Annotated in this window: 21 protein-coding genes; 12 read left to right on the top strand and 9 right to left on the bottom strand. The window is 68.6% G+C overall.

The annotated features are described in order from the left end of the window. Window positions 1–47: 47 nt before the first annotated feature. From FXO23_RS51900 to FXO23_RS35220, 4 genes are all read right to left on the bottom strand, one after another. Window positions 48–251 (bottom strand): MbtH family protein, encoded by a 204-nt coding sequence (locus FXO23_RS51900; RefSeq protein WP_179956974.1) that lies wholly within the window; start codon window positions 249–251, stop codon window positions 48–50. A gap of 35 nt (window positions 252–286) precedes the next feature. Then, window positions 287–556 (bottom strand): hypothetical protein, encoded by a 270-nt coding sequence (locus FXO23_RS51895; protein ID WP_179956973.1) that lies wholly within the window; start codon window positions 554–556, stop codon window positions 287–289. A gap of 23 nt (window positions 557–579) precedes the next feature. After that, window positions 580–1,110, bottom strand: a complete 531-nt coding sequence (locus FXO23_RS35225; RefSeq protein ID WP_158890372.1) for a GNAT family N-acetyltransferase — start codon at window positions 1,108–1,110, stop codon at window positions 580–582. Window positions 1,111–1,245: 135 nt separating this feature from the next. After that, a complete protein-coding gene (locus FXO23_RS35220; RefSeq protein ID WP_246258218.1) occupies window positions 1,246–2,154 on the bottom strand; it encodes an aldo/keto reductase in 909 nt (302 codons plus the stop codon). Between the two features lie 361 nt (window positions 2,155–2,515). Here FXO23_RS35220 and FXO23_RS35215 point away from each other — a divergent pair, with 361 nt between their 5' ends. Beyond that, window positions 2,516–3,742, top strand: a complete 1,227-nt coding sequence (locus FXO23_RS35215; protein ID WP_158890368.1) for a class I SAM-dependent methyltransferase — start codon at window positions 2,516–2,518, stop codon at window positions 3,740–3,742. 139 nt (window positions 3,743–3,881) lie between these two features. Here the strand turns inward: FXO23_RS35215 and FXO23_RS35210 are convergent, their stop codons facing one another. Continuing rightward, window positions 3,882–4,469 carry an LmbU family transcriptional regulator gene (locus tag FXO23_RS35210; RefSeq protein WP_158890366.1) on the bottom strand — a complete coding sequence of 196 codons (588 nt, stop codon included), beginning with the start codon at window positions 4,467–4,469 and terminating at the stop codon, window positions 3,882–3,884. Window positions 4,470–5,385: 916 nt separating this feature from the next. On the opposite strand from FXO23_RS35210, the gene FXO23_RS35205 reads away from it, so the two are divergent. The 7 genes from FXO23_RS35205 to FXO23_RS35175 all read left to right on the top strand — a co-directional run bounded on the left by FXO23_RS35205 (window position 5,386) and on the right by FXO23_RS35175 (window position 12,977). Next, a complete protein-coding gene (locus FXO23_RS35205) occupies window positions 5,386–6,384 on the top strand; it encodes an aldo/keto reductase (protein WP_246258217.1) in 999 nt (332 codons plus the stop codon). Window positions 6,385–6,556: 172 nt separating this feature from the next. Continuing rightward, window positions 6,557–7,090 carry a GNAT family N-acetyltransferase gene (locus tag FXO23_RS35200; RefSeq protein ID WP_218952244.1) on the top strand — a complete coding sequence of 178 codons (534 nt, stop codon included), beginning with the start codon at window positions 6,557–6,559 and terminating at the stop codon, window positions 7,088–7,090. 82 nt (window positions 7,091–7,172) lie between these two features. Further along, complete coding sequence (locus FXO23_RS35195) at window positions 7,173–8,282, top strand: DegT/DnrJ/EryC1/StrS family aminotransferase (protein WP_158890360.1); 1,110 nt, start codon at window positions 7,173–7,175, stop codon at window positions 8,280–8,282. Window positions 8,283–8,330: 48 nt separating this feature from the next. Next, window positions 8,331–9,701, top strand: coding sequence for an NDP-hexose 2,3-dehydratase family protein (locus FXO23_RS35190; protein ID WP_158890359.1), 1,371 nt, complete (start codon window positions 8,331–8,333; stop codon window positions 9,699–9,701). A gap of 21 nt (window positions 9,702–9,722) precedes the next feature. Beyond that, window positions 9,723–10,349 (top strand): dTDP-4-dehydrorhamnose 3,5-epimerase family protein, encoded by a 627-nt coding sequence (locus FXO23_RS35185; protein ID WP_158890357.1) that lies wholly within the window; start codon window positions 9,723–9,725, stop codon window positions 10,347–10,349. Then, window positions 10,346–11,833: an SDR family oxidoreductase gene (locus tag FXO23_RS35180; RefSeq protein WP_158890355.1), complete on the top strand. Its 1,488-nt coding sequence runs from the start codon at window positions 10,346–10,348 to the stop codon at window positions 11,831–11,833. The genes FXO23_RS35185 and FXO23_RS35180 overlap by 4 nt, the downstream gene beginning before the upstream one ends. A 37-nt stretch (window positions 11,834–11,870) precedes the next feature. After that, window positions 11,871–12,977, top strand: a complete 1,107-nt coding sequence (locus tag FXO23_RS35175; protein ID WP_158890353.1) for a nucleotide disphospho-sugar-binding domain-containing protein — start codon at window positions 11,871–11,873, stop codon at window positions 12,975–12,977. On the opposite strand, the gene FXO23_RS35170 is transcribed toward FXO23_RS35175, so the two are convergent. Then, a complete protein-coding gene (locus tag FXO23_RS35170; protein WP_158890351.1) occupies window positions 12,949–13,443 on the bottom strand; it encodes a winged helix-turn-helix transcriptional regulator in 495 nt (164 codons plus the stop codon). The two genes, FXO23_RS35175 and FXO23_RS35170, sit on opposite strands and share 29 nt — an antisense overlap. A 92-nt stretch (window positions 13,444–13,535) precedes the next feature. Here FXO23_RS35170 and FXO23_RS35165 point away from each other — a divergent pair, with 92 nt between their 5' ends. Beyond that, a complete protein-coding gene (locus FXO23_RS35165) occupies window positions 13,536–14,189 on the top strand; it encodes a DUF899 domain-containing protein (protein ID WP_158890349.1) in 654 nt (217 codons plus the stop codon). On the opposite strand, the gene FXO23_RS35160 is transcribed toward FXO23_RS35165, so the two are convergent. Further along, the gene (locus FXO23_RS35160; RefSeq protein ID WP_246258214.1) at window positions 14,186–15,973 is read right to left on the bottom strand and encodes a hypothetical protein; all 1,788 of its coding nucleotides are present in this window, start codon (window positions 15,971–15,973) and stop codon (window positions 14,186–14,188) included. The genes FXO23_RS35165 and FXO23_RS35160 overlap by 4 nt on opposite strands. A 211-nt stretch (window positions 15,974–16,184) precedes the next feature. On the opposite strand from FXO23_RS35160, the gene FXO23_RS35155 reads away from it, so the two are divergent. The 3 genes from FXO23_RS35155 to FXO23_RS35145 all read left to right on the top strand — a co-directional run bounded on the left by FXO23_RS35155 (window position 16,185) and on the right by FXO23_RS35145 (window position 17,843). After that, window positions 16,185–16,841, top strand: coding sequence for a superantigen-like protein SSL4 (locus FXO23_RS35155; protein WP_158890347.1), 657 nt, complete (start codon window positions 16,185–16,187; stop codon window positions 16,839–16,841). Window positions 16,842–17,007: 166 nt separating this feature from the next. Beyond that, window positions 17,008–17,310: a hypothetical protein gene (locus tag FXO23_RS35150; protein WP_158890345.1), complete on the top strand. Its 303-nt coding sequence runs from the start codon at window positions 17,008–17,010 to the stop codon at window positions 17,308–17,310. Further along, entirely contained in the window at window positions 17,310–17,843 is a 534-nt protein-coding gene (locus FXO23_RS35145; RefSeq protein ID WP_158890343.1) for a septum formation family protein, read from the top strand. The genes FXO23_RS35150 and FXO23_RS35145 overlap by 1 nt, the downstream gene beginning before the upstream one ends. Window positions 17,844–17,851: 8 nt before the next feature. Here the strand turns inward: FXO23_RS35145 and FXO23_RS35140 are convergent, their stop codons facing one another. Both FXO23_RS35140 and FXO23_RS35135 read right to left on the bottom strand, forming a co-directional pair. Beyond that, window positions 17,852–18,247, bottom strand: coding sequence for a helix-turn-helix domain-containing protein (locus FXO23_RS35140; protein ID WP_158890341.1), 396 nt, complete (start codon window positions 18,245–18,247; stop codon window positions 17,852–17,854). 97 nt (window positions 18,248–18,344) lie between these two features. Continuing rightward, window positions 18,345–19,589, bottom strand: a complete 1,245-nt coding sequence (locus FXO23_RS35135) for an RNA polymerase sigma factor (protein ID WP_158890339.1) — start codon at window positions 19,587–19,589, stop codon at window positions 18,345–18,347.

Here is a 19,589-nt window from a genome sequence, read left to right as displayed (position 1 = left end):
AATGACCTCCGCTCGACCGAAACTGCGGTTGGGTGACCGCTGAATGGTCAGCGGCCCTCTGTTGCCATCCGTCGGCGCAAGCTGAGCGGTCGCATGTCGGTCCAGACCTTGTCGATGTGCGCCAGGCACTCCTCGCGGGTGCCGCGGGTGCCCTCCGCCCGCCAACCGGCCGGCAGCTCACGATCGGCGGACCAGATGGAGTACTGCTCTTCGTGGTTGACCACGACCAGGTGTTGCGCTTCGCCGGACAAGATTCCTGCCCCTTCTTCCGATGCCGGTCCGCAGGTCAGGAACCGACCTTGTCCGCCGCGGTCGTGTCCTGCTTGAGGATGAAGTCGGCGAGGTCGTCGAAGGATTCGCCGCTGAATTCGTCGAGATTTTCCAGGATCTTGATGTTGTACTCGTTCTCCACCTCCAGGATCACCTGGACGAAGGAAAAGGAGTCGAGGTCCTTCACGGTCTCCGGCTCGGGCACGTCCGGCTGTTCCGCGCAGATCATCTTCGCGATTTCCTTGAGCGCGCTCACCAGATCGTTCTTGGCGGGAATCTCGGTCAACGTTCTTCCTTTCGTTTTTCTGCCTAGCGTGCGCCGAGCACGGGGCCCACGTGGTGCATGTATTCCTCCCACTCCGCCCTCCGCATCGCATAGCAATGCAGATCCCACAGGTTCCCGCGGAAGTAGAGATGTCCAGGAAGTACACCTTCCAAGCCCTCGTTGTCGAGGGCTTCACCGAGTCCCGCGAAACTGGCCTCGGTGGTGCGCACGATCATCTTATCTATGTTCAGCGTCGCGAAGGCATAGTTGATGGTGAGCACGACCGCTTCACCGCCGATGCCGTACCTCGCCCGGGTCGTGTCGGTGTACAGCCCCATTTCGATGTGTCCGGCCGTATTGGACCGGTGCAGCGTGCTGTACCCGAGCACTTCGCCGTTGTCCCGCCGCTCCACCAGGAAGAGCGCGTCGAGGCAGGCGAAGTCCTCCGCGATGGAGTCCATCGGCGGCAGGCTTTCGATCCCGGCCCGCAGCAGGGTTTTGTAGAACGTCTCGCTGTTCGCGGTGGTCGTGGGCCGGAGCACGGTCCGCCGGGATTTCGTGTGGGGGTAGAGCAAGAACGCCTCACCTTCGAACCGTCACGGGGGAGTGCGCGGATCCCGGGGATGTCCCGCTGGCGGGACGGCCGGGCGCACTCCGGAACCACCCTGTGCCGGGAGTCGCTGGTCAGTCAACGATCGCGGCGGGCCGCGCTATTTCCAGCGCCGGTGCCCCATCGGGGTCGGCAGCGCGTCGAGTTCCGCGAGGTCGTCGTCGCTCAGTTTGAGGTCCGCGGCGGCCGCGTTCTCCTCCAGCCAGCGCAGTTTCTTCGTACCGGGGATGGGCACCACGCGCTCGCCCTGCGCCAGGACCCAGGCGATCGCGACCTGCGCGGGGGTGGCGTCCAGCCGCGCGGCGACCGCGCGCACCCCGTCGACGATGATCTGGTTGTCGGTCATGGCATCGGTGGTGAACCGGGGGTCGCGCGAACGGGAATCGTCGGCGTCGAACTCCGAGACCGCGAGCTTCCCGGTGAGATAGCCGCGGCCGATGGGGGAGAACGCGAGGAAGTCCACATCGTGCTCGGCGCACCAGGGCAGGACGTCCTCGCGGGTGTAGTCCGCCCAGATCGACAGTTCGTACTGGGCGGCGCTGACCGGGAACACCGCGTGCGCGCGTTCGAGTTCCTCGACGGTGCCGTGCGACATGCCCAGGGCCCGCACCTTGCCCGCGGTGACCAGTTCGGCCAGCGCTCCCCAGGTCTCCTCGAGCGGGACCTCCGGATCCACCCGGTGCAGCTGGTAGAGGTCGATCACGTCGGTCCGCAGCCGGCGCAGCGAAGCGTCGCAGGCCGCCCGGAGGTACTCGGGCCGGCCGTTTCGGCTGAGCTTCCCGTCCGGTTCGGTCACCAGACCGCATTTGGTGGCGATCACGACCTCGTCCCGCCGGCCCTCGAGCGCGCGGCCGAGCAGGCTCTCGTTGGTGAACGGCCCGTAGATGTCCGCGGTGTCGAAGAGCCGGATCCCGAGTTCGATGGCGCGCTGGACCACCAGGATCGATTCCTCGTCGTCGCGTTCGGCGGGGGTGTACGCGTGCGACATCGACATGCAGCCGAGGCCCACGGTGCCCAAATTCAGATCGTCTGCCAGAAGAGGTTTCTGCATTGGTACCTGCACATCTATCGAATGGGGATCGCGGTACTTCCGACTTGGTGACGCGCGTACCGGCGGGAGCCCGGAAGACAGTCCAAAGCGGACGTTGTAGAGAGTCGCGCGTTACCGGGGTATCTTCCATTAATCCCAACCGGTTGCGCAACACTCGTGCTGGCGCAGGGAAACTAGGGGTCCGTTACGGTGTTGCCAACCGCGCGCAATCGGCTATTTTCTGAGCGGGAACGTGTGTACCGTGTCCTGCGGCAGGCGCGTTTGTGTCCCTTTTCCCGTCACGTCGCCATTGTTTTGGCTGAGAGTCTGAGGAGATTGCATGTCGGCCACGTCCCGGTGCCGCATCTGCGACGGCACCGTCCACGAGTTCTTCGACTTCGGACGTCAACCGTTGTCCGACGCGTTCGTCGCTCCTGGTGACTCGCGCGAGGAGTTCTTCTTCCGGCTCGCCACCGGCAGCTGTGAGTCGTGCACCATGGTGCAGCTCATGGAAGAGGTGCCCCGCGAAGCCATGTTCCACGAGAGCTACCCCTACCTCTCCTCGGGGTCGGCGTTCATGCGGACCCACTTCGAGGAGCTGGCCAAGCGTTTCCTCACCACCGAGCTCACCGGGGCGGACCCGTTCATCGTGGAGCTCGGCTGCAACGACGGCGTGATGCTGAAGGTGATCGCCGAGGCGGGTGTCCGGCACCTCGGCGTGGAGCCCTCGGGTGGCGTGGCGGATCTCGCCGCGGCCAAGGGCGTCCAGGTGCGCAAGGACTTCTTCGAGGAGTCGACCGCCACCGACATCCGGGCGAAGCAGGGCCCCGCCGACGTCATCTACGCGGCGAACACGTTGTGCCACATTCCTTACATGGGCTCCATCCTGGCCGGCGTGACCAAGCTGCTCGGGCCGAACGGGGTGTTCGTCTTCGAGGACCCGTACCTCGGTGACATCGTCGAGCGGAACTCCTTCGACCAGATCTACGACGAGCACTTCTACTTCTTCACCGCCCGGTCGGTCCAGGAGATGGCCGCGCGCAACGGCTTGGAACTGGTGGACGTCGAGCGGATCCCGGTGCACGGGGGCGAGGTGCGCTACACGCTCGCGTTGCGGGGCGCGCGTACGCCGTCCCCGGCGGTGGCCGAGCTGCTGGCGTGGGAGGCGGACCGTTCGCTCGCCGAGCGGGCCACGCTCGAGAAGTTCGGCGCCAACGTCACCCAGATCCGCACCGACCTGATCGAGCTGCTCGCCAAGTTGCGGGACGAGGGCAAGAAGGTGGTGGCCTACGGCGCCACGGCCAAGAGCGCGACCGTGACGAACTTCTGCGGCATCGGCCCGGACCTGGTGTCGTTCATCTCCGACACGACCCCGGCGAAGCAGAACCGCCTCAGCCCGGGGACCCACATCCCGGTGCGCACCCCGGCCGACTTCGCCAACCCGTACCCCGATTACGCCCTGCTCTTCGCCTGGAACCACGCCGAGGAGATCATGGCCAAGGAGCAGGACTTCCGCGACGCCGGCGGCAAGTGGATCCTCTACGTCCCCGACGTCCACGTGGTCTGAGTGGTGCCGGTCCGGTGGCTCCTTGCCAGCCCCGGGGCAAGGAGCCACCGGCGCACCACGAAAGCGGCCGCGGGCTGGGTGCCCGCGGCCGCTCGATGGGAGGAAGGTCCGGCCCGCCTGTGGTTCAGAGCAGGGCCGGTCAGAGCAGGGCCTTGGCCGGCTCCGCTTCTTCCAGGGTGGCCATTGCCGCGTCGTCCAGGATCGACACGATCCAGGTGAGCAGGTCCTGCTCGGCGCTCGCGGCGGCTTCCTGCCACCGTTCCTTGCGGTCCGGGAGGACGTTCATCTGAATGTTGAGCACCTCCCGTGGTTTGCGATCCGCATTCTGTTCCGCGTTCTTGCTGATCTTGACCCGGTTTCGCAGCTCATTCCTCGACCACCGGAACTTCTCCGCCCGGTCGAGCCATTCGTCCTGCTCGGATTCGGGCAGGCTCGCCAGCTCGGCGTGGTGCTGGAAGCTCAGCGCTTCACGTCGCCGTGAAACGCCGAAACGCCTGGCCACCCAGGCGTAGTTCCGCAGCGTCTGGTAATCGAGTGAGGTCTCGGCGATCGCTCGCTTGTAGCGATCCGGGTACTGCGACTGGCCGTAGATGAGCCAGTCACCGAGCCACCAGGCCGACGATTCGTGAATGACGAATATCTGCCGGCCGATCCTGCTCCATTCATCCAAAGGAATTCTGGGTGGCAGGAAAAGACTGGTCCTTTTAGTTAGAGCGGATCCGGTCATTGGTGGCCGAGATTTGTTTTTGGGCGGCCCCGACGGAGAATTCCCCCTCGTCGACTCTTGATGAACGCCGTCGAGACTCTGTCTGCTTCTGGCCGACATCTATCACCCACCCCAGATCTAAATATCCCTACTGGTCGCACAGGTTGCCAGCAGTGTCGTTACGTTGTCAAGTACCGGGGTTTGATTCCTTCTGGTGGACAACTTACGAGACCGTAGGTTGTTCCGGAAAATGTGATATTTATTCATCAGCATGAATTCGCGGCCCGGCGAGAAAGATCGATTTCGGGCGCGGCGGCGAGAAGTCGGCGGCGCGACGATGTGCCCGTCGACGAAACTACTGTCTACCCACTGGTAGATGTATACGAACTTTAGTCGCAACACACTGAACTTTGGTAGTAATAGAGGCCATTTGGCAGCGGGTTGTAAGCGTGGTGACAGAATGCGGGCGCCGGTTCCGGCCGCGGTCGCGGGCAGGCGAGCCACGGGCCGCTCGGACGGGTGACCGTGCGAAGCCCGGTAAGCATCTGTGTGCGCAGGGTGATCGCATTTGCCGGGTTCGGGCGGTTCGTCCCGGGTGTTGTCCCGCGCGCGGGACAACGCGGATGCGCGGAGGGTGGCCCCGGCCGCGCTCCCCGGTCCGCTTCCGGGTCGCGGAGCGCGGGCGCGCGGGGTGGATGCGCGGTTCCGGTAATTGCGGTCCGCTGCGTTCGGGATTGGCGGCCGATATTCTCGGTGTGCGCCCTTTTCGCCCGGTGTGGGGCGAATCGCTCGCGCGGGTCGGCCGGGGTGGCCGAGCGAGTACGCTGGCGCCGCGTTCAACTCGCTGAACCATCAAGCTGTTTCAGGTTTCCGCCGACTCTGCGATCCTGCTGGCCGGAGCCGCGAACCTGGCATTCGGAGAAAACGACGCGCAGAGGTGAGGATTGAGGTGCAACACGTACCGCTCGGCCGTACCGCATTACAGGTCAGCCGCTTGTGCCTGGGCACACTGAATTTCGGTGTCCGCACGTCGAAGGACGACAGTTTTGCCCTGATGGACGAGGCGTTGGCGCGGGGAATCAATTTCTTCGACACCGCGAATCAGTATGGCTGGCAGATCTACCGCGGCCTCACCGAGGAGATCATCGGCGAGTGGTTCGCCACCGGTGGGGAGCGCCGGGACAAGGTGGTGCTGGCGACGAAGGTGTTCAACCCGATGAGCGACTGGCCCAACGACCAGGGTTTGTCGGCGCGGAACATCATCGCCTCGTGCGAGAAGTCGCTGCGCCGCCTGCGCACCGACTGGATCGACCTGTACCAGATGCACCACGTGGACCGTGCCGCCCCCTGGGAAGAGATCTGGCAAGCCATGGAGATCCTGGTGCGGCAGGGCAAGGTGCGTTACGTGGGCTCGTCCAACTTCGCCGGCTGGCATCTTGCCGCGGCGCAGGAGGCGGCCAACCGCCGCAACTTCCTCGGCATCACCTCCGAACAGTGCATCTACAACCTGGTGACCCGGCACGTCGAGGTGGAGCTCATTCCCGCGGCACAGGCCTACGGCATCGGGGTGCTGGTCTGGTCGCCGCTGCACGGCGGCCTGCTCGGCGGGGCGCTGCGCAAACTCGAAGAAGGCACGGCCGTGAAAACCGCGCAGGGCCGGGCCATGGTCGCCCTGGACACCCACCGCGACACCATCGCCGAATACGAGGCGTTCTGCCTGGAGCAGAACCTGGATCCGGCGGAGGTGGCCCAGGCGTGGACGTTGTCCCGTCCGGGCGTGACCGCGATCGTCACCGGAACGCGCACCATGGCCCATCTCGACGGGGCGATTCGCGCGCTTGACCTCGAGCTGCCCGACGGCGTACTGAAGAAACTCGAGGACCTCTTTCCACCGGTGGGCAAGGGTGGGCCCGCGCCGGAGGCGTGGGCTTGGTGACCTCCGCCAAAACTGCCGGCGAATGATGGGAAATAGGGTGTTTTCGAAAATCCCGGTTCCTTGACGGGCTGACTGCCGCGGAACTAGTTTCTCGGTTGAGTTCTCTTCCTGGGCCGTCCCGCCGGCGAGACGCCGGTCGACCAGCTTCTGAAATAAAACAAGGTGGCGAATAGTGCTATTTCCGCATGTCGAGTCCAAACGGGTGCTGCTGCGGCCCGCGACCGCCGAAGACGGGCCCAAGGTCTACGAAATCCTGTTCCAGTCCGGGCGGAGCACGCTGCCCACGCTCGAAGTGTTCCTGCAGAACTTCAGCCGTGGGGTCGCGGCCCAGTTCCTGGTGCAGCGCAGGGACAGTGACCACGTCGTCGGCTTCAGCTCGCTGTCCGAGCTGACCCCGGCCGGGCACGTGCAGGCCGCCGTGCACACCGATGCCGAGCAGTCCGAGGGGATTTCGGCGGACGCGGCCGCGCTGACCGTCAATTTCGCTTTTGCCATGTGGCGGATTCGGAAAGTATACTTCCAGACGCACGAGGCGGACCTGACCGGTCTCGGTTTCACCGGCGAGTACGCCTCGGCCGTTCGTCAGGAAGCCGTCCTTCCCGACCACCTGTACTTTCAGGGGAAACTCTGGGACATGTACGTGCACGCCATCTATCGCGAAGAGTGGGACGTACAGGGCACGGAGTTGCTCAAGGGCATTGTCTGAACCGCTGCTTCAATTTTGTCCGGAAACTTTCGAAAACCACTGACACACCGGTGAACATGCGCCCCGGAGGTGACGCGCCACCATGACCCTATTCGTCTGGGGCTACCTGCAGGAGTACGAGAAGGAACGGGACGACATCCTCGATGCCGTCGACACCGTGTTCCGCTCCGGAAAGCTGGTTCTCGGCCCGAGCGTGCAGAAGTTCGAGGACGAGTTCGCCGCGTACCACGGGGTTTCGCACTGTGTGGGAGTCGACAACGGAACCAACGCCATCGTGCTGGGGCTCCGCGCGATCGGCGTGGGGCCGGGCGACGAGGTCATCACCGTCTCGAACACTGCCGCGCCGACCGTGGTGGCGATCGACGCCGTGGGCGCCACCCCCGTGTTCGTCGACGTGCACGAGGACAACTACCTGATGAACGTCGATCAGGTCGCCGCCGCCATCACCGAGCGCACCCGCTGCCTGCTGCCCGTGCACCTCTACGGGCAGTGCGTCGACATGGCGCCGCTCGAGGCGCTCGCCGCGAAGCACGGCCTGCCGATCCTCGAGGACTGCGCGCAGTCGCACGGGGCGCGCCACCACGGCCGGCTCGCCGGTTCGATGGGCAAGGCGGCCGCGTTCTCGTTCTACCCCACCAAGGTCCTCGGCGCGTACGGCGACGCGGGCGCCACGGTCACCAGCGATCCGGAGGTGGACGCGAACCTGCGCCGGCTCCGCTACTACGGCATGGAGGACGTCTACTACGTCGTCCAGACGCCCGGGCACAACAGCCGCCTGGACGAGGTGCAGGCGGAGATCCTGCGCCGGAAGCTGACCCGGATGGACGACTACATCGCGGGCCGCCGCGCGGTCGCGGAGCGCTACGTCGAGGGCCTCGGCGACACCGATCTGGTGCTGCCGAAGACGGCGCCGGGCAACGACCACGTGTACTACGTCTACGTCGTCCGGCACCCGAAACGGGACAAGATCGTCGAGGCGCTCAAGTCCTACGACATCTCGCTGTCCATCAGCTATCCGTGGCCGGTCCACACGCAGTCCGGTTTCGCGCACCTCGGCTACTCCGAGGGCGACCTCCCGGTCACCGAGAAGCTCGCCAAGGAGATCTTCTCGCTGCCGATGTACCCGTCCCTCTCGATCAGCGACCAGGACAAGGTCATCGACGCCGTGCGCAATGTGCTGGCGACCGTCTGACGAGCAGCAGTCCCGCGTCACCCATCCCTTAGGCCGAGGAGGTGCGTAATGACCGAGCGACTCGCTCCGCTGACCTTGCCCAGCCCCGGCGCCGAGGGCGTGTGCACGTCGATCGAGGAGTTCCACGACTGGTGGGCGCAGCGGCATGCGGCCGGCCGGTTCGAGGTCACCCAGATCCCGTTCGACCGCCTGGACACCTGGCAGTTCGAGCAGCGGACCGGGAACCTCCGGCACGCCAGCGGCCGGTTCTTCACCATCGAGGGCCTGCAGGTCCGCGACGGCGGGGTCGCCACCCGCTCGCAGCCGATCATCAACCAGCCGGAGATCGGCGTGCTCGGCATCGTCGTCAAGGAGTTCGACGGCGTGCTGCACTGCCTGATGCAGGCGAAGATGGAACCGGGCAACGTCAACACCCTGCAGCTCTCGCCGACCGTGCAGGCGACCCGCAGCAACTACACCCAGGTGCACCGGGGCAGCAACACCCGTTACCTGGAGTACTTCACCGGCCCCGAACGGGGCACGGTCCTGGTCGACGTGCTGCAGTCCGAACAGGGCGCGTGGTTCTGGCGCAAGCGCAACCGGAACATCGTCGTGCAGGTCACCGGGGACGTTCCGGTGCACGAGGACTTCCGTTGGCTGACGCTGGCGCAGATCCGGGAGCTGATGCGCGTCGACAACCTGGTCAACATGGACTCCCGGACCGTGTTGTCCTGCATGCCGTTCGTCGATCCGGAGTCGATCCAGCCGACCGACGAGTTCACCGCGGCGCTGGCCCGGTCCTACGGCGACGCGCCCGCCCTGCACACGACCGGCGAGATCCTGAGCTGGTTCACCGAGGCCAAGACCCGGTGCGACTGGCACGCGCGGCTCATCCCGCTCTCCGGGGTGGCGAACTGGTCGCGGGACGACCACGAGATCGCGGACGACGAGCAGCGGGACTTCCGGATCATCGCGGTCGAGGTGGCGGCGGGAAACCGGGAGGTTTCCCGGTGGACCCAGCCGCTGCTGTATCCGCGCGGGCAGGGGCTGGCGGTGTTCGTGGCCCGGCCGATCGGCGGGGTGCTGCACCTGCTGGTGCACGCCCGCCCCGAATTCGGCCTGCTGGACTCGATCGAGATGGCGCCCACGGTGCAGTTGCAGCCGGGGGAGAGCGAATCCGCCGCGCATCCCTTCCTGAAGGATGTGGCCACCGGCGACCTCGGCCGGGTCCGGTACGACGCCGTGCTCTCCGAGGAGGGCGGGCGGTTCTACCACGCGCTCACCCGGTACCGGATCGTCGAGGTCGGCGAGGAGTTCCCGATCGAGGTGCCCGAGGACTTCTGCTGGATGACCGTCCGTCAGCTCATGGATCTGTTGCGGCACGGGCATTACCTCAACATCGAGGCGCGCAGCCTCCTCGCCTGTGTCTACAGCCTTTAACCGCGATTGGGAGGAATCTCCATGCAGGTGCGCAAACTGGCGGTCGAAGGGGCGCTCGAGTTCACCCCCAAGGTGTTCCCCGACGACCGTGGTCTGTTCGTCTCGCCCTACCAGGAGGCCGCGTTCGTCGAGGCCACCGGTGGTCCGCTGTTCGGCGTCTCCCAGACCAACCACAGCAAGTCCCAGCGCGATGTGGTGCGCGGCGTCCACTTCACCCTGACCCCGCCGGGGGTCGCGAAGTACGTGTACTGCGCGCAGGGCAAGGCGCTCGACATCGTGGTGGACATCCGGCTCGGCTCGCCGACCTTCGGGAAATGGGACGCCGTGGTGCTGGACCAGGAGGCGTTCCGCGCGGTGTACCTGCCGGTGGGCCTCGGGCACGCGTTCGTCGCGCTCGAGGACGACACCGTGATGTCCTACCTGCTGTCGGAAAGCTACGTCGCGGAGATCGAGCTCGCGGTGAGCGTGCTGGACCCGGTGCTGGGCCTGCCGATTCCCGAGGGCATCGAGCCGATCATGTCCGAACGCGACCTCGCGGCGCCGACCATGGCGCAGGCACGGGAGAAGGGCATCCTGCCGGACTACGACACCTGCCGGAAGATCGAAGCACGGGACCTCGCCGTCGCGGGCGCCAAGGGAGATCGGTGAGCGAGCGGCTGATCCGGCTGACCGTCGAGGACGTCGCGGCGTTCGCCGCGGCGAGCGGTGACCGGAACCCGCTGTACACCGACGCCGTCTTCGCGCGGCGGACGCCGTTCGGGCGGCCGATCGTGCCGGGTGCGCTGACGGTCTTCGCGGCACTCGCCGCGGTGCCGGGCGACCGGCTGCGCGCGACCGGGCAGCTGACCGCCCGGTTCTCCCGGCCGATGCTGGCCGGGGTGACCTACCGCGTCGCCGTCCGGGAGAAGGACGACGGCGTGCTCTCCGTCGTGGCGTACGAGGGCGACCTCTCCGCGCTCGCGGTCGAACTGACTCCCGGCCCCGCGCTCGCCGGCGCGCCGGCCCCCGCCGCCCGGGCGGTGCCCGCCACCCCGGACACCCCGGAGTTTCCCGCGCGGGGGCACGAGATCTCCGGCGAGTACGGCGTTCCCGCCCCGGCGGAGCTACGCGCGCTGGCCGATCGGCTCGGCGGAACCGAGGTCCCCGATCCGCTGCTCGGCGCGCTGGCCTGGGCGAGCTGGTTCGCCGGAATGCGCATACCCGGCCGGGACGCGTTGTTCTCCGGGCTGCGGATCCGGACCACCGAGGCGGCGGAGCCGGGGTACCGGGCCACGGTGAAATCGGCCGACGCGCGCACCGGGACGATCGTCGTCACCGCCGCGTGCCCGGGCCTCGAATGCGAGCTGCGTGCCTTCCGGCGATCGGCCCTTCCGGCCCCGACCTGGGACTCGGCCACGCGGGTGCTGCCCGCCGGTGATCGGCTCGCGGGGTCGAACGTGCTCGTGGTCGGGGGCAGCCGGGGGATCGGGGCGGCGATCGTCTCGGTGCTCGCGGCCCAGGGCGCCACGGTGTGGGCGACCCAGCGCGCGCCGGGCGCGGTCGAGGAACTGCGGCGCGAGTTCGGCGAGGACCGGATCCGCCCGCTGGAACTGGACGCGACCGACGCGGATCAGGTCACCGCGGCGTTCACCGCGCTCGGCGACGTCGAGCTGGACGGGGTCGTGCTGTGCGCCGGGCCCCCGGTCCTGCTTTCCTCGCTGCATCCGGACAACGTCGGCGCCATCCGGGAGTTCGTGGACACCAGCCTGACCATGGCGCTGGTACCGCTCACCGCGGCACTGGAACGGCTCGCGCCCGGCGGCTGGCTCGCGATGCTGTCCTCCGGCGCGGTCGAAGACGCACCGGAACAGCGCCCGCAGTACTTGATCGCGAAATCGGCGATCGAGGCGCTCGGCCGGTACAGCGCGCTGCGGCACGGCCTGCGGGTGCTGCTCGCGCGGGCGCCGAAGATGTGGACGGAGATGAACAACGGTCCGCTGGGCCGGATGGGCACGGTGCCGACCGAGCAGGTCGCGTCGGCGATCGTCGGCTGGGTGCTGAATCGAACGGAAGTCGAGCCGGTGACCGTACTCTCACCCACCGACTTGGCGTCGTGGACCTTCACCGAGCGGGTTCCGGCCGCGGCGCCGTGATACGGCATTGTCCATAGTGGACTGGGGGTAGAGGCGGATGCGGGTTTTGTTCACGACCGTGGCATTGCCCGGTCACTTCTTTCCGCTGGTGCCGCTGGCCTGGGCCTTCCGCTCGGCCGGCCACGAGGTGCTGGTGGCCACGTCCGAACACTTCGTGCCCACCGCCCTGCGTTCCGGCCTGCCCATCGCGTCCTGCGGCGCGGGCGAGAGCTTCTTCGAGCTGGCGGCCGAAATCCCGGCCACGAGCGGGCTCCGCGAGCGGCGGCTCGCGCACGGGCACACGTTCGGGCGTCTCACCGCGAACGCGCGGGCCGGTACCCGGGCGCTGGTCGACTCGTGGCGACCGGAGCTGATCGTGAGCGAGCGCGCCGAATTCGCGGGCCCGCTGGCGGCCGCGGCGCTCGACGTGCCGTTCGTGGAGTACCAGTGGGGCGTCGCCGCGCTCGCCGAGTACCGGGCTGGCGCCGCCGCGTACCTCGGCCTGGACGCGCTGCCGGAGCCGGAACGGGTGCTCAATCCCTGGCCGCCGAGCCTGCGCCTGGCCCACGCGCAGGGTCAGCAGGGCGTGCGTCCGGTGCCGTACAACGGCGACGCGCACGTTCCGGGGTGGGTGTTCACCCCGCGCGAGAAGCCGCGGGTCGCGCTGACGCTGGGCACCATGCTGCCGTACTACGGGGTGGACGGCGTGGTGGATGTGGTGCTGCCGATGCTGGACAGCCTCGCCGCGGCGGGCGCGGAGATCGTGGTGGCGGTGGACGAGGCGGTCGCCGCGACCTGGCCGGCACTGCCCGCGGCCGTGCGGCACGCCGGGCGGCTGCCGATGGCGCAGGTGCTTCCCGCCTGCGACCTGCTGATCCACCACGGCGGCCACGGCACCGCGTTGACCGCGCTCGCCGCCGGCTGCCCGCAGCTGGTGTTCCCGCACATCGACGACCAGTGGGACAACGCGGACGCGGTGGTCCGGGCCGGGGCGGGCCTGCGGTTCGCGCCGGGCGAGATCGGCCCGGAAACGGTCGGCGCCCGCGCGCTCGAAGTGATCGGCGGCGAACGGTTCGGCGAAGCGGCGGGCCGGTCCGCCGCCGAGATCGCCGCTCAGCCGGGGCCGCTGGAAATCGTCAGCCTGCTGGAGAAGATGGCGGCCTGACCGGTTCCAGCCGCCCGGCCTGGCCCGGGCCGGGTAGCACCTCGATGTCGGTGGCGCGCATCGGCTCGGCGCACACCGAACAGCGCAGTTCGACGTGGCTGATCTCGCCGCAGGCGTGGTGCCGGTACAGCACCGGCGGGCCGGCCTCGCCCGCCGTCCACCGGTCGCCCCAGCGCACCATCACCAGCAGCAGGTCGCACAACTCCGCGCCCTTGGCGGTGAGCACGTACTCGTGGCGCGGCGGCCGGCTGGAGTATTCCCGGCGCTCCAGCACGTCGTTCTCCACCAGCCATTTCAGCCGCTCGGTCAGGACCTTGCGGGAGATCCCGAGGTCCTGCTGGATCTGCTCGAAGCGGGAGATGCCCACGTAGACGTCCCGCAGGATCAATGGGGACCACGGCTCACCGATGACATCGAGCGTGCGCGCGATCGAACAGGCCATGGCGCCGAACTGGGTGCGCTGCATGCGCGAAATCTTACCCGAGAGGGTTCCCTCAAGGAACTCGCCTTGGTAGGTTCGTTCCCTGAAGGAACCCGATGGCGTCGAAGGAGCAGCCGATGAACCGCCCGCCCGTTGTTTCCGCGCAGGAATGGCAAGCCGCACGGGAAGCGTTGCTGGTCAAGGAGAAGGAGCACACCCGCGCGCTCGACGCGCTGGCCGCCGAGCGGCGCAGGCTGCCGATGGTCGCGCTGGACACCGGCTACGAGTTCACCGCGCCGGACGGCGCCGAGGTGAGTCTCACCGATCTGTTCGACGGCCGCCGCCAGCTGGTGATCTACCACTTCATGCTGTCGCCGGGGCAGGAGGAGGTGTGCGGCGGGTGCGCGTCGTTGACCGACAATCTCGCCGACCAGTCCCACCTCAACGCCCGGGACACCACCCTGATCCTGATGTCGCCCGCGCCGCAGGACGAAATCGGTAAGGTGCGCCGGCGGTTCGGCTGGACCGTGCCTTGGTATTCGGCCTACGGCAACGACTTCTACGCCGACCTCGGTCTCGGTGGCGGCTTCGGGCTGAGCGTGCTGCTGCGCGACGGCGACGAGGTCTTCCGCACCTACTTCACCACCGGACGCGGGGTCGACCGGCTGCGGATGGACTTCAACCTGCTCGATCTGACTCCCTACGGCCGCCAGGAGGAATGGGAGGACTCACCGGCCGGGTGGCCGCAGAGCCCGACCATGGCCTGGATCAAGCTCCGAGACGAGTACTAGCGCGCCCACTTGCCGACGAAGCTGCCGCAGGTGACGGTCTCCCCGGTCAGCGTCGCCTTGATGCCGTTCTCGATGCCGAGGTAGTCGACGATCGGGGTGTCCGCGTTCACCTGCGCCGGGATAGGTTCGCCCGCCGCGAGCGTCTCCGGCCGGACGGTTTGGAACAGCACGAGGTAGGAACCCTGCCGGTTGAGCGCCTCGGCGGTGCCGATCATCCGCTGCGGGGCGTCGGCCACCACCTCCAGCAGCAGCGGCCACTCCAGCGGGAACGGGTTGCGCAGCTGGAAGGCGGGATAGGCGAACGGGTTGTCCGGCAGGACCGCGACCTTTTCCGCCGGGAAGCGCCGGGTGCAGTCGCGGATCTGTTCGATGTACCGGAACGTGCTCGGATTGGTCCGGATGCCCCGCATGGTCGGGGTGACCTCGCCGAGATCCTTGGTCAGCTTGTCGCGGCCCAGGTCGAGGTAGTTGGACTGGCCGTGCCGGACGCCCATGAGCACCCCGGCGAGCAGGATGGCGACCAGGCCGACCGCGATGGTGCCGACGCGCTGGACGCTCGCGCGGCGCTCGATACCGGCGGGGGACACGCCGTCGATGAGGAGCAGGGTCGTGGTCAGCGCGAGGCTGCCCGCGAGCAGGGTGGGCGTGTCCTGCCCCCAGGACAGGCTGATCATGAAGCCCAGCGCGAGGACCAGCAGGGATGGCCAGGGGACGCGGCGGCGGACCAGCCCGTTGGCGAGGATGGCGGCGGCCAGCGCCCACCACAGCAGATCGGCCCAGTGCGTGGCGCCGACGAACCGGCCGTTCACCACCGTCCAGCCCACCACGGCCACCGCGGCGAACAGGCCGAGCCGGTCGGCGAGCAGCCCGGCGACGCCGAGTTTCTCCCGCCAGACGCGGGCGACCACCAGCATCGCGACGGCGGCGGTGAAGACGAGCAGGCTCCGGGTCGGCGGCTGGGCCAGCCAGTAGGTGAGCAGTTTTTCGCCGTAGGCGGGCAGGCCGCCGGTGAGCTGGTCGACCATCGGCCCGAAACCGCCGTCGAGCGCGACCACGGCGACGTAGGCCAGCGGGAAGGCGCCGAGCCAGAGCAGATCGGCGACGGTCCGGCGCCACCACCGCGCGGTGCGCAGCGCACCCTCGCGCGTGGCGGGGTGCAGCAGCAGCCACAACGCGCCGAGCACCGCGGCGAGCGCGAAGCTCTGCTTGACGAAGACCGCGACACCGAAGAGGAACAGCCCGGTCCGGCGCGGCCACGCCCGGCCCGAGCGCAGGCCCGCGTCCAGCGCCCACGCGCCGCAGGCGGTGAGCATGATCCCGTCCACCGTGTGCCAGGCCATCAGCGGGAACGAGTTCAGGTTGATCAGGGCCGCGGCGGCCACCAGCAGGGTCAGCCCCGGGCCCCAGGTCAGCACCGGGCGGCGGGTGACCAGGGCGGTGAGCGCGATGGTGCCGAGGATGATCTCGAGCATGCTGAGCGCGCCGGAGGCGGCGAACAGCGGGGCCGGGATGAGGAAGTCGATCCCGTGCAGCAGGGCCGAAGCGAGCGGCCGCGCCGAGATGGCGTCCGAATGGGGGATTTCGCCGTGTAGCAGGCGCCAGCTCTGGGCGAGGATGAAGCCCTGGTCGGAGGGGTGGAAGCCGAAGCGGCCGATGCCGAGTTCGGTGCCGATGGCCAGGAGCGCCACCCAGGCGGCGTGCAGCAGGAACCGGGTGCGCCGACCGGGCTTCCGGGGCGGGGCAGCGGTTTCCGCGGCGTCGGGTTCGCGGTTGGCGGGACGCAAGATCGGACTAGCGAGATGCACGCCGAGTCTGCCCTTTCCGTCGATGCGCCGAATTGCCCAGGGTGAATCTAGCTGCCACACGGCCGTGACCGGTGCGCGGGGGTTCGATCACGCTGTGTGAACGTGCGTGCCGTCCGGACGGTTTACAACCGAGTAACCCAATCGGTAGCCTGCGTCCGGTTCGCACGCCCGGGGTGATGGAGGTGCTTTGATGGCGCGCACGGGACCGCGCGGCACCGACGATCCCCGGGATCAGGTGACGGTCGCGGACCTGGTCAGCCGTTCCGGGACCGTTCCGCTGCGGCGCGAGCCGAACAGTTCGGACACCATGCCGTTCTTCATGAACGCCCTCAACGCGGCCGACGGACCGGAAGAGGCGAAGCAGGAGCCGCCGCCGACCGAATCCGGCGCCCGGCACCGTCGCGGCGAACTCGACGTGCTCGATGACGTGCTCGACGACGAGCAGCCGCCGTCCTCCCCGGCGGAGGAGGGACGCCGGCGCCGGATCGCCGTCTGGTCCGCGTGCGCGCTGGTGCCGCTCGGGATCGCGGGCGGGCTGATCTACGGGTTCAGCGGGGAGGAGCCGGGTACCGCGGGGGCGGTCGTCCCGCCCAGTTCTTCGGCTCCGAAACCCGTGGCGCAGCCGCCCAGTACCACCTCCCAGGTCCCGGACACCGCGACCCTGCGCGCCGAGCCGCCGCCGACGACCACCGAAAGCAAGACGCAGGAGCGGCAGGCCGCGTCGAAGACCAAACCACCGGCGCCGCCCCGCACCACCGCCGAGAAGCCCCGCGATCCGATGGCGGATCTGCTCAGCTCCATCAAGAAGGATTGGGAAAGCCGCCTCAAGGACTTCCCGCGCCGGTAGTGCTTCCCGCCGGTGTCCCGATTCCGGCGGTTGCCCGCAGGTGTTCGCCCGGGTAGGTCCCGCCCGTCCCGTGCCGTTGTCCCGCCGCCGCCGAGCCGCACAGGCTCGTGGTTGTGCCGAGCAGTTCCACTCGACCAACGCGGCACAACGGAAAGGGTGTGGTCTCATGAATCGAAACCGGATCTGGGCGGCGATCGGAAGTGCCGGGTTGCTCGCTTCCGTCGGCGCCGGGCTCGTCGTCACGGCGGCGCCCGCGCAGGCGGACAAGCGATGCTCCTACCAGCGGATCGCGATCAACAACAACCCCGGCGCCGAGCCGGGCTCGTACGCCAACGGTCACAAACACCGCACGGGTAACCACTACATCCTGCGGATCACCGACGGCAACAAGTACCACTACTGGGCCGACAACAACGGCGGCCGGGATGGCGACACCTGGGACACGTTCTACGGCTACAAGCGGTGCTGATGGGAACGGAATCAGGTCCGGGTGCGGTTGGTGGCCGCACCCGGCTCCGCCGGGTCTCGGCGGCAGCGGCGGTTCTGGCGCTGCTCCTGACCGGTTGCGCCGCGGGCGGGCACGAGGACGACGACCACGCGTCGTCCGATGCCGGTCCGGCGGTCGGCCCGGTCACCGGCGAATCCACCGAGCGCGTCAAGCTGACCGAACTCCGGCCGGAAACCTGTTTCACCCAGGACCGGCTACCCGATCAGGACGGAATGATCCAGCTGGTCCGGTGCACCGGACCGCACAAGTACCGGACCTACGCCGTATCAGCCGTGCCACCGGAACTCCGGACCGACGCGTTCCCCGGTGCGGAGAAAGTGGAACAAGCGGCGCTGGACTTCTGCGACGCGGAATACGCGAAACTGTTCCACGGCCGGCCGGGGAGCGAAGGCAGGCCGGTGCAGTACGCCAGCTACGCGGTCGACGAGGACCAGTGGCGGCGCGGTGGCAAGATGATCGTCTGCGCGACCGCGCATTTCCTGCCGGGCGCCTGATAGCGCCGCTACCTGTTGATCCGGTCGACGACGACGCCGACCACTCCGGCGGCGGCCGCCGCGAGGCCGAGCCACGCGAGCGCCTGCCGCCGGCTCCGGGAACGCGGCCCGGGCCCGCCGACTCGTGGGGAATCGGTGGAGCCCGGGCCTTCCCCCGCGGACGCGTCGCCGGGGTCGGCCGCGCGCGCCCAAGCGCGCAGCAGTTCGTTGAGCTCCGCCCGGCTGGCGCCGCACACCCGGCCGAACCGCCCGATCACCTCGAAGCTCGGCGGCACGGATTCACCGCGGCAGTAGCGGTGGAGCGACGAACTGCTGATGCCGACCCGCCGGGCCAGCGATTCGTAACTCCGGTTGGTGCGTCCCTTCAGCGTGTGCAGCAACGTAGCGAGTTCGGTCTGGCTCATCACGTCCCCCTGGATCCCTGCGTTTCACGGTAGGCCGCACGGCGGGATCCGGTTGACGGTCGAACATCCCACAGCCGCGGCACGGCGTCCGGGAGGTTCAGGCGAGGTGGGCTGCTTTGGCTTCCAGGTAGCGGCGTTCCGGGATGCTCGTGGTGCGGCGGGCGGCTTGTTCGTAGTGCGCGCGGGCGTTTTCGCGGTCGCCGGCGAGTTCCAGCAGGTGCGCGCGGACGGCGTCCAGCCGGTGGTGCTCGGCCATCCGGTTGTCGGCGTCCAGGTCTTCGAGCATCTCCAGGCCGGTGTGCGGACCGTGCACCATCGCGGCCGCGATGGCGTGGTTCAGCGTGACCATCGGGTTCGGGGAGATCCGGTGGAGCAACTCGTACAGGGCGAGGATCTGCGACCAGTCGGTGTCCTCCGCCCGGGCCGCCTCGTCGTGGACCGCGGCGATCGCGGCCTGGATTTGGTAAGGGCCGATCGGGCCGCGGGGCAGCGTCGCGGTGACGAGCGCGACGCCCTCGGCGATGGCACGCGCGTTCCACCGCGTCCGGTCCTGTTCGGCGAGCGGCACCAGGGCGCCGTCCGGCCGGGTGCGCGCCGGGCGCCGCGCGTCGGTGAGCAGCATGAGCGCCAGCAACCCGGCGACCTCGCTGTCCTCCGGCAGCAGGTGGTGCACCGCGCGGGTGAGCCGGATCGCCTCGACGGTCAGCTCGCTGCGCTGCAGTTCGGGGCCCGAGGTGGTGGTGTAGCCCTCGTTGAAGATCAGGTACAGCACGTGCAGGACCACGCGCAGCCGTTCTGCCCGCTCCGGTTCCGGCGGCATGGTGAACTCGCTGCCGGTGGCCTTGATGCGTTGTTTGGCCCGGCTGATGCGCTGCGCCATGGTGGCCTCGGGCACGAAGAACGCGCGGGCGATCTGCGCGGTGGTCAGCCCGCCGACCGCGCGCAGGGTGAGCGCGAGCTGGGAAGGCGCGGACAGGGCCGGGTGGCAGCACAGGAAGAGCAGGGTCAGCGTGTCGTCCTCGGCGGGCGGCTGCTCGTCGTCGGCGGGCGCGGCGAGCGACTCGTCCGCCGGGGCCATCGCCGCGACCGTGACTTCCCGGCGGCGCCGCGCCGACTCACTGCGCCACTGATCGGTCAGCCGCCGCCCGGCGACGGTGATCAGCCAGCCGCGCGGATTCTCCGGAATCCCTTCCTCGGGCCACTGCACGGCGGCGGCGAGCAGCGCCTCCTGCACGGCGTCCTCGCACGCGTCGAACTGCCCGTACCGCCGCACGAGCCCGCCGAGAACCTGCGGCGCCAGTGCGCGCAGGAGGTCCCCGGTGCGTTCGGCTTCGGTACCCAC

It is taken from the genome of Amycolatopsis anabasis, assembly GCF_009765355.1.
Lineage (GTDB): Bacteria > Actinomycetota > Actinomycetes > Mycobacteriales > Pseudonocardiaceae > Amycolatopsis > Amycolatopsis anabasis.
This window is presented reverse-complemented; position numbering and strand designations above follow the sequence as displayed.

Bases quoted from the DNA above. Each gene is read 5' to 3' on its own strand.
- FXO23_RS35215 (WP_158890368.1), top strand. From the start codon at position 2,516: ATGTCGGCCACGTCCCGGTGCCGCATCTGCGACGGCACCGTCCACGAG.
- FXO23_RS35210 (WP_158890366.1), bottom strand. From the start codon at position 4,469: ATGACCGGATCCGCTCTAACTAAAAGGACCAGTCTTTTCCTGCCACCC.
- FXO23_RS35195 (WP_158890360.1), top strand. From the start codon at position 7,173: ATGACCCTATTCGTCTGGGGCTACCTGCAGGAGTACGAGAAGGAACGG.
- FXO23_RS35190 (WP_158890359.1), top strand. From the start codon at position 8,331: ATGACCGAGCGACTCGCTCCGCTGACCTTGCCCAGCCCCGGCGCCGAG.
- FXO23_RS35185 (WP_158890357.1), top strand. From the start codon at position 9,723: ATGCAGGTGCGCAAACTGGCGGTCGAAGGGGCGCTCGAGTTCACCCCC.
- FXO23_RS35175 (WP_158890353.1), top strand. From the start codon at position 11,871: ATGCGGGTTTTGTTCACGACCGTGGCATTGCCCGGTCACTTCTTTCCG.
- FXO23_RS35170 (WP_158890351.1), bottom strand. From the start codon at position 13,443: ATGCAGCGCACCCAGTTCGGCGCCATGGCCTGTTCGATCGCGCGCACG.
- FXO23_RS35165 (WP_158890349.1), top strand. From the start codon at position 13,536: ATGAACCGCCCGCCCGTTGTTTCCGCGCAGGAATGGCAAGCCGCACGG.
- FXO23_RS35155 (WP_158890347.1), top strand. From the start codon at position 16,185: ATGGCGCGCACGGGACCGCGCGGCACCGACGATCCCCGGGATCAGGTG.
- FXO23_RS35150 (WP_158890345.1), top strand. From the start codon at position 17,008: ATGAATCGAAACCGGATCTGGGCGGCGATCGGAAGTGCCGGGTTGCTC.
- FXO23_RS35145 (WP_158890343.1), top strand. From the start codon at position 17,310: ATGGGAACGGAATCAGGTCCGGGTGCGGTTGGTGGCCGCACCCGGCTC.
- FXO23_RS35140 (WP_158890341.1), bottom strand. From the start codon at position 18,247: ATGAGCCAGACCGAACTCGCTACGTTGCTGCACACGCTGAAGGGACGC.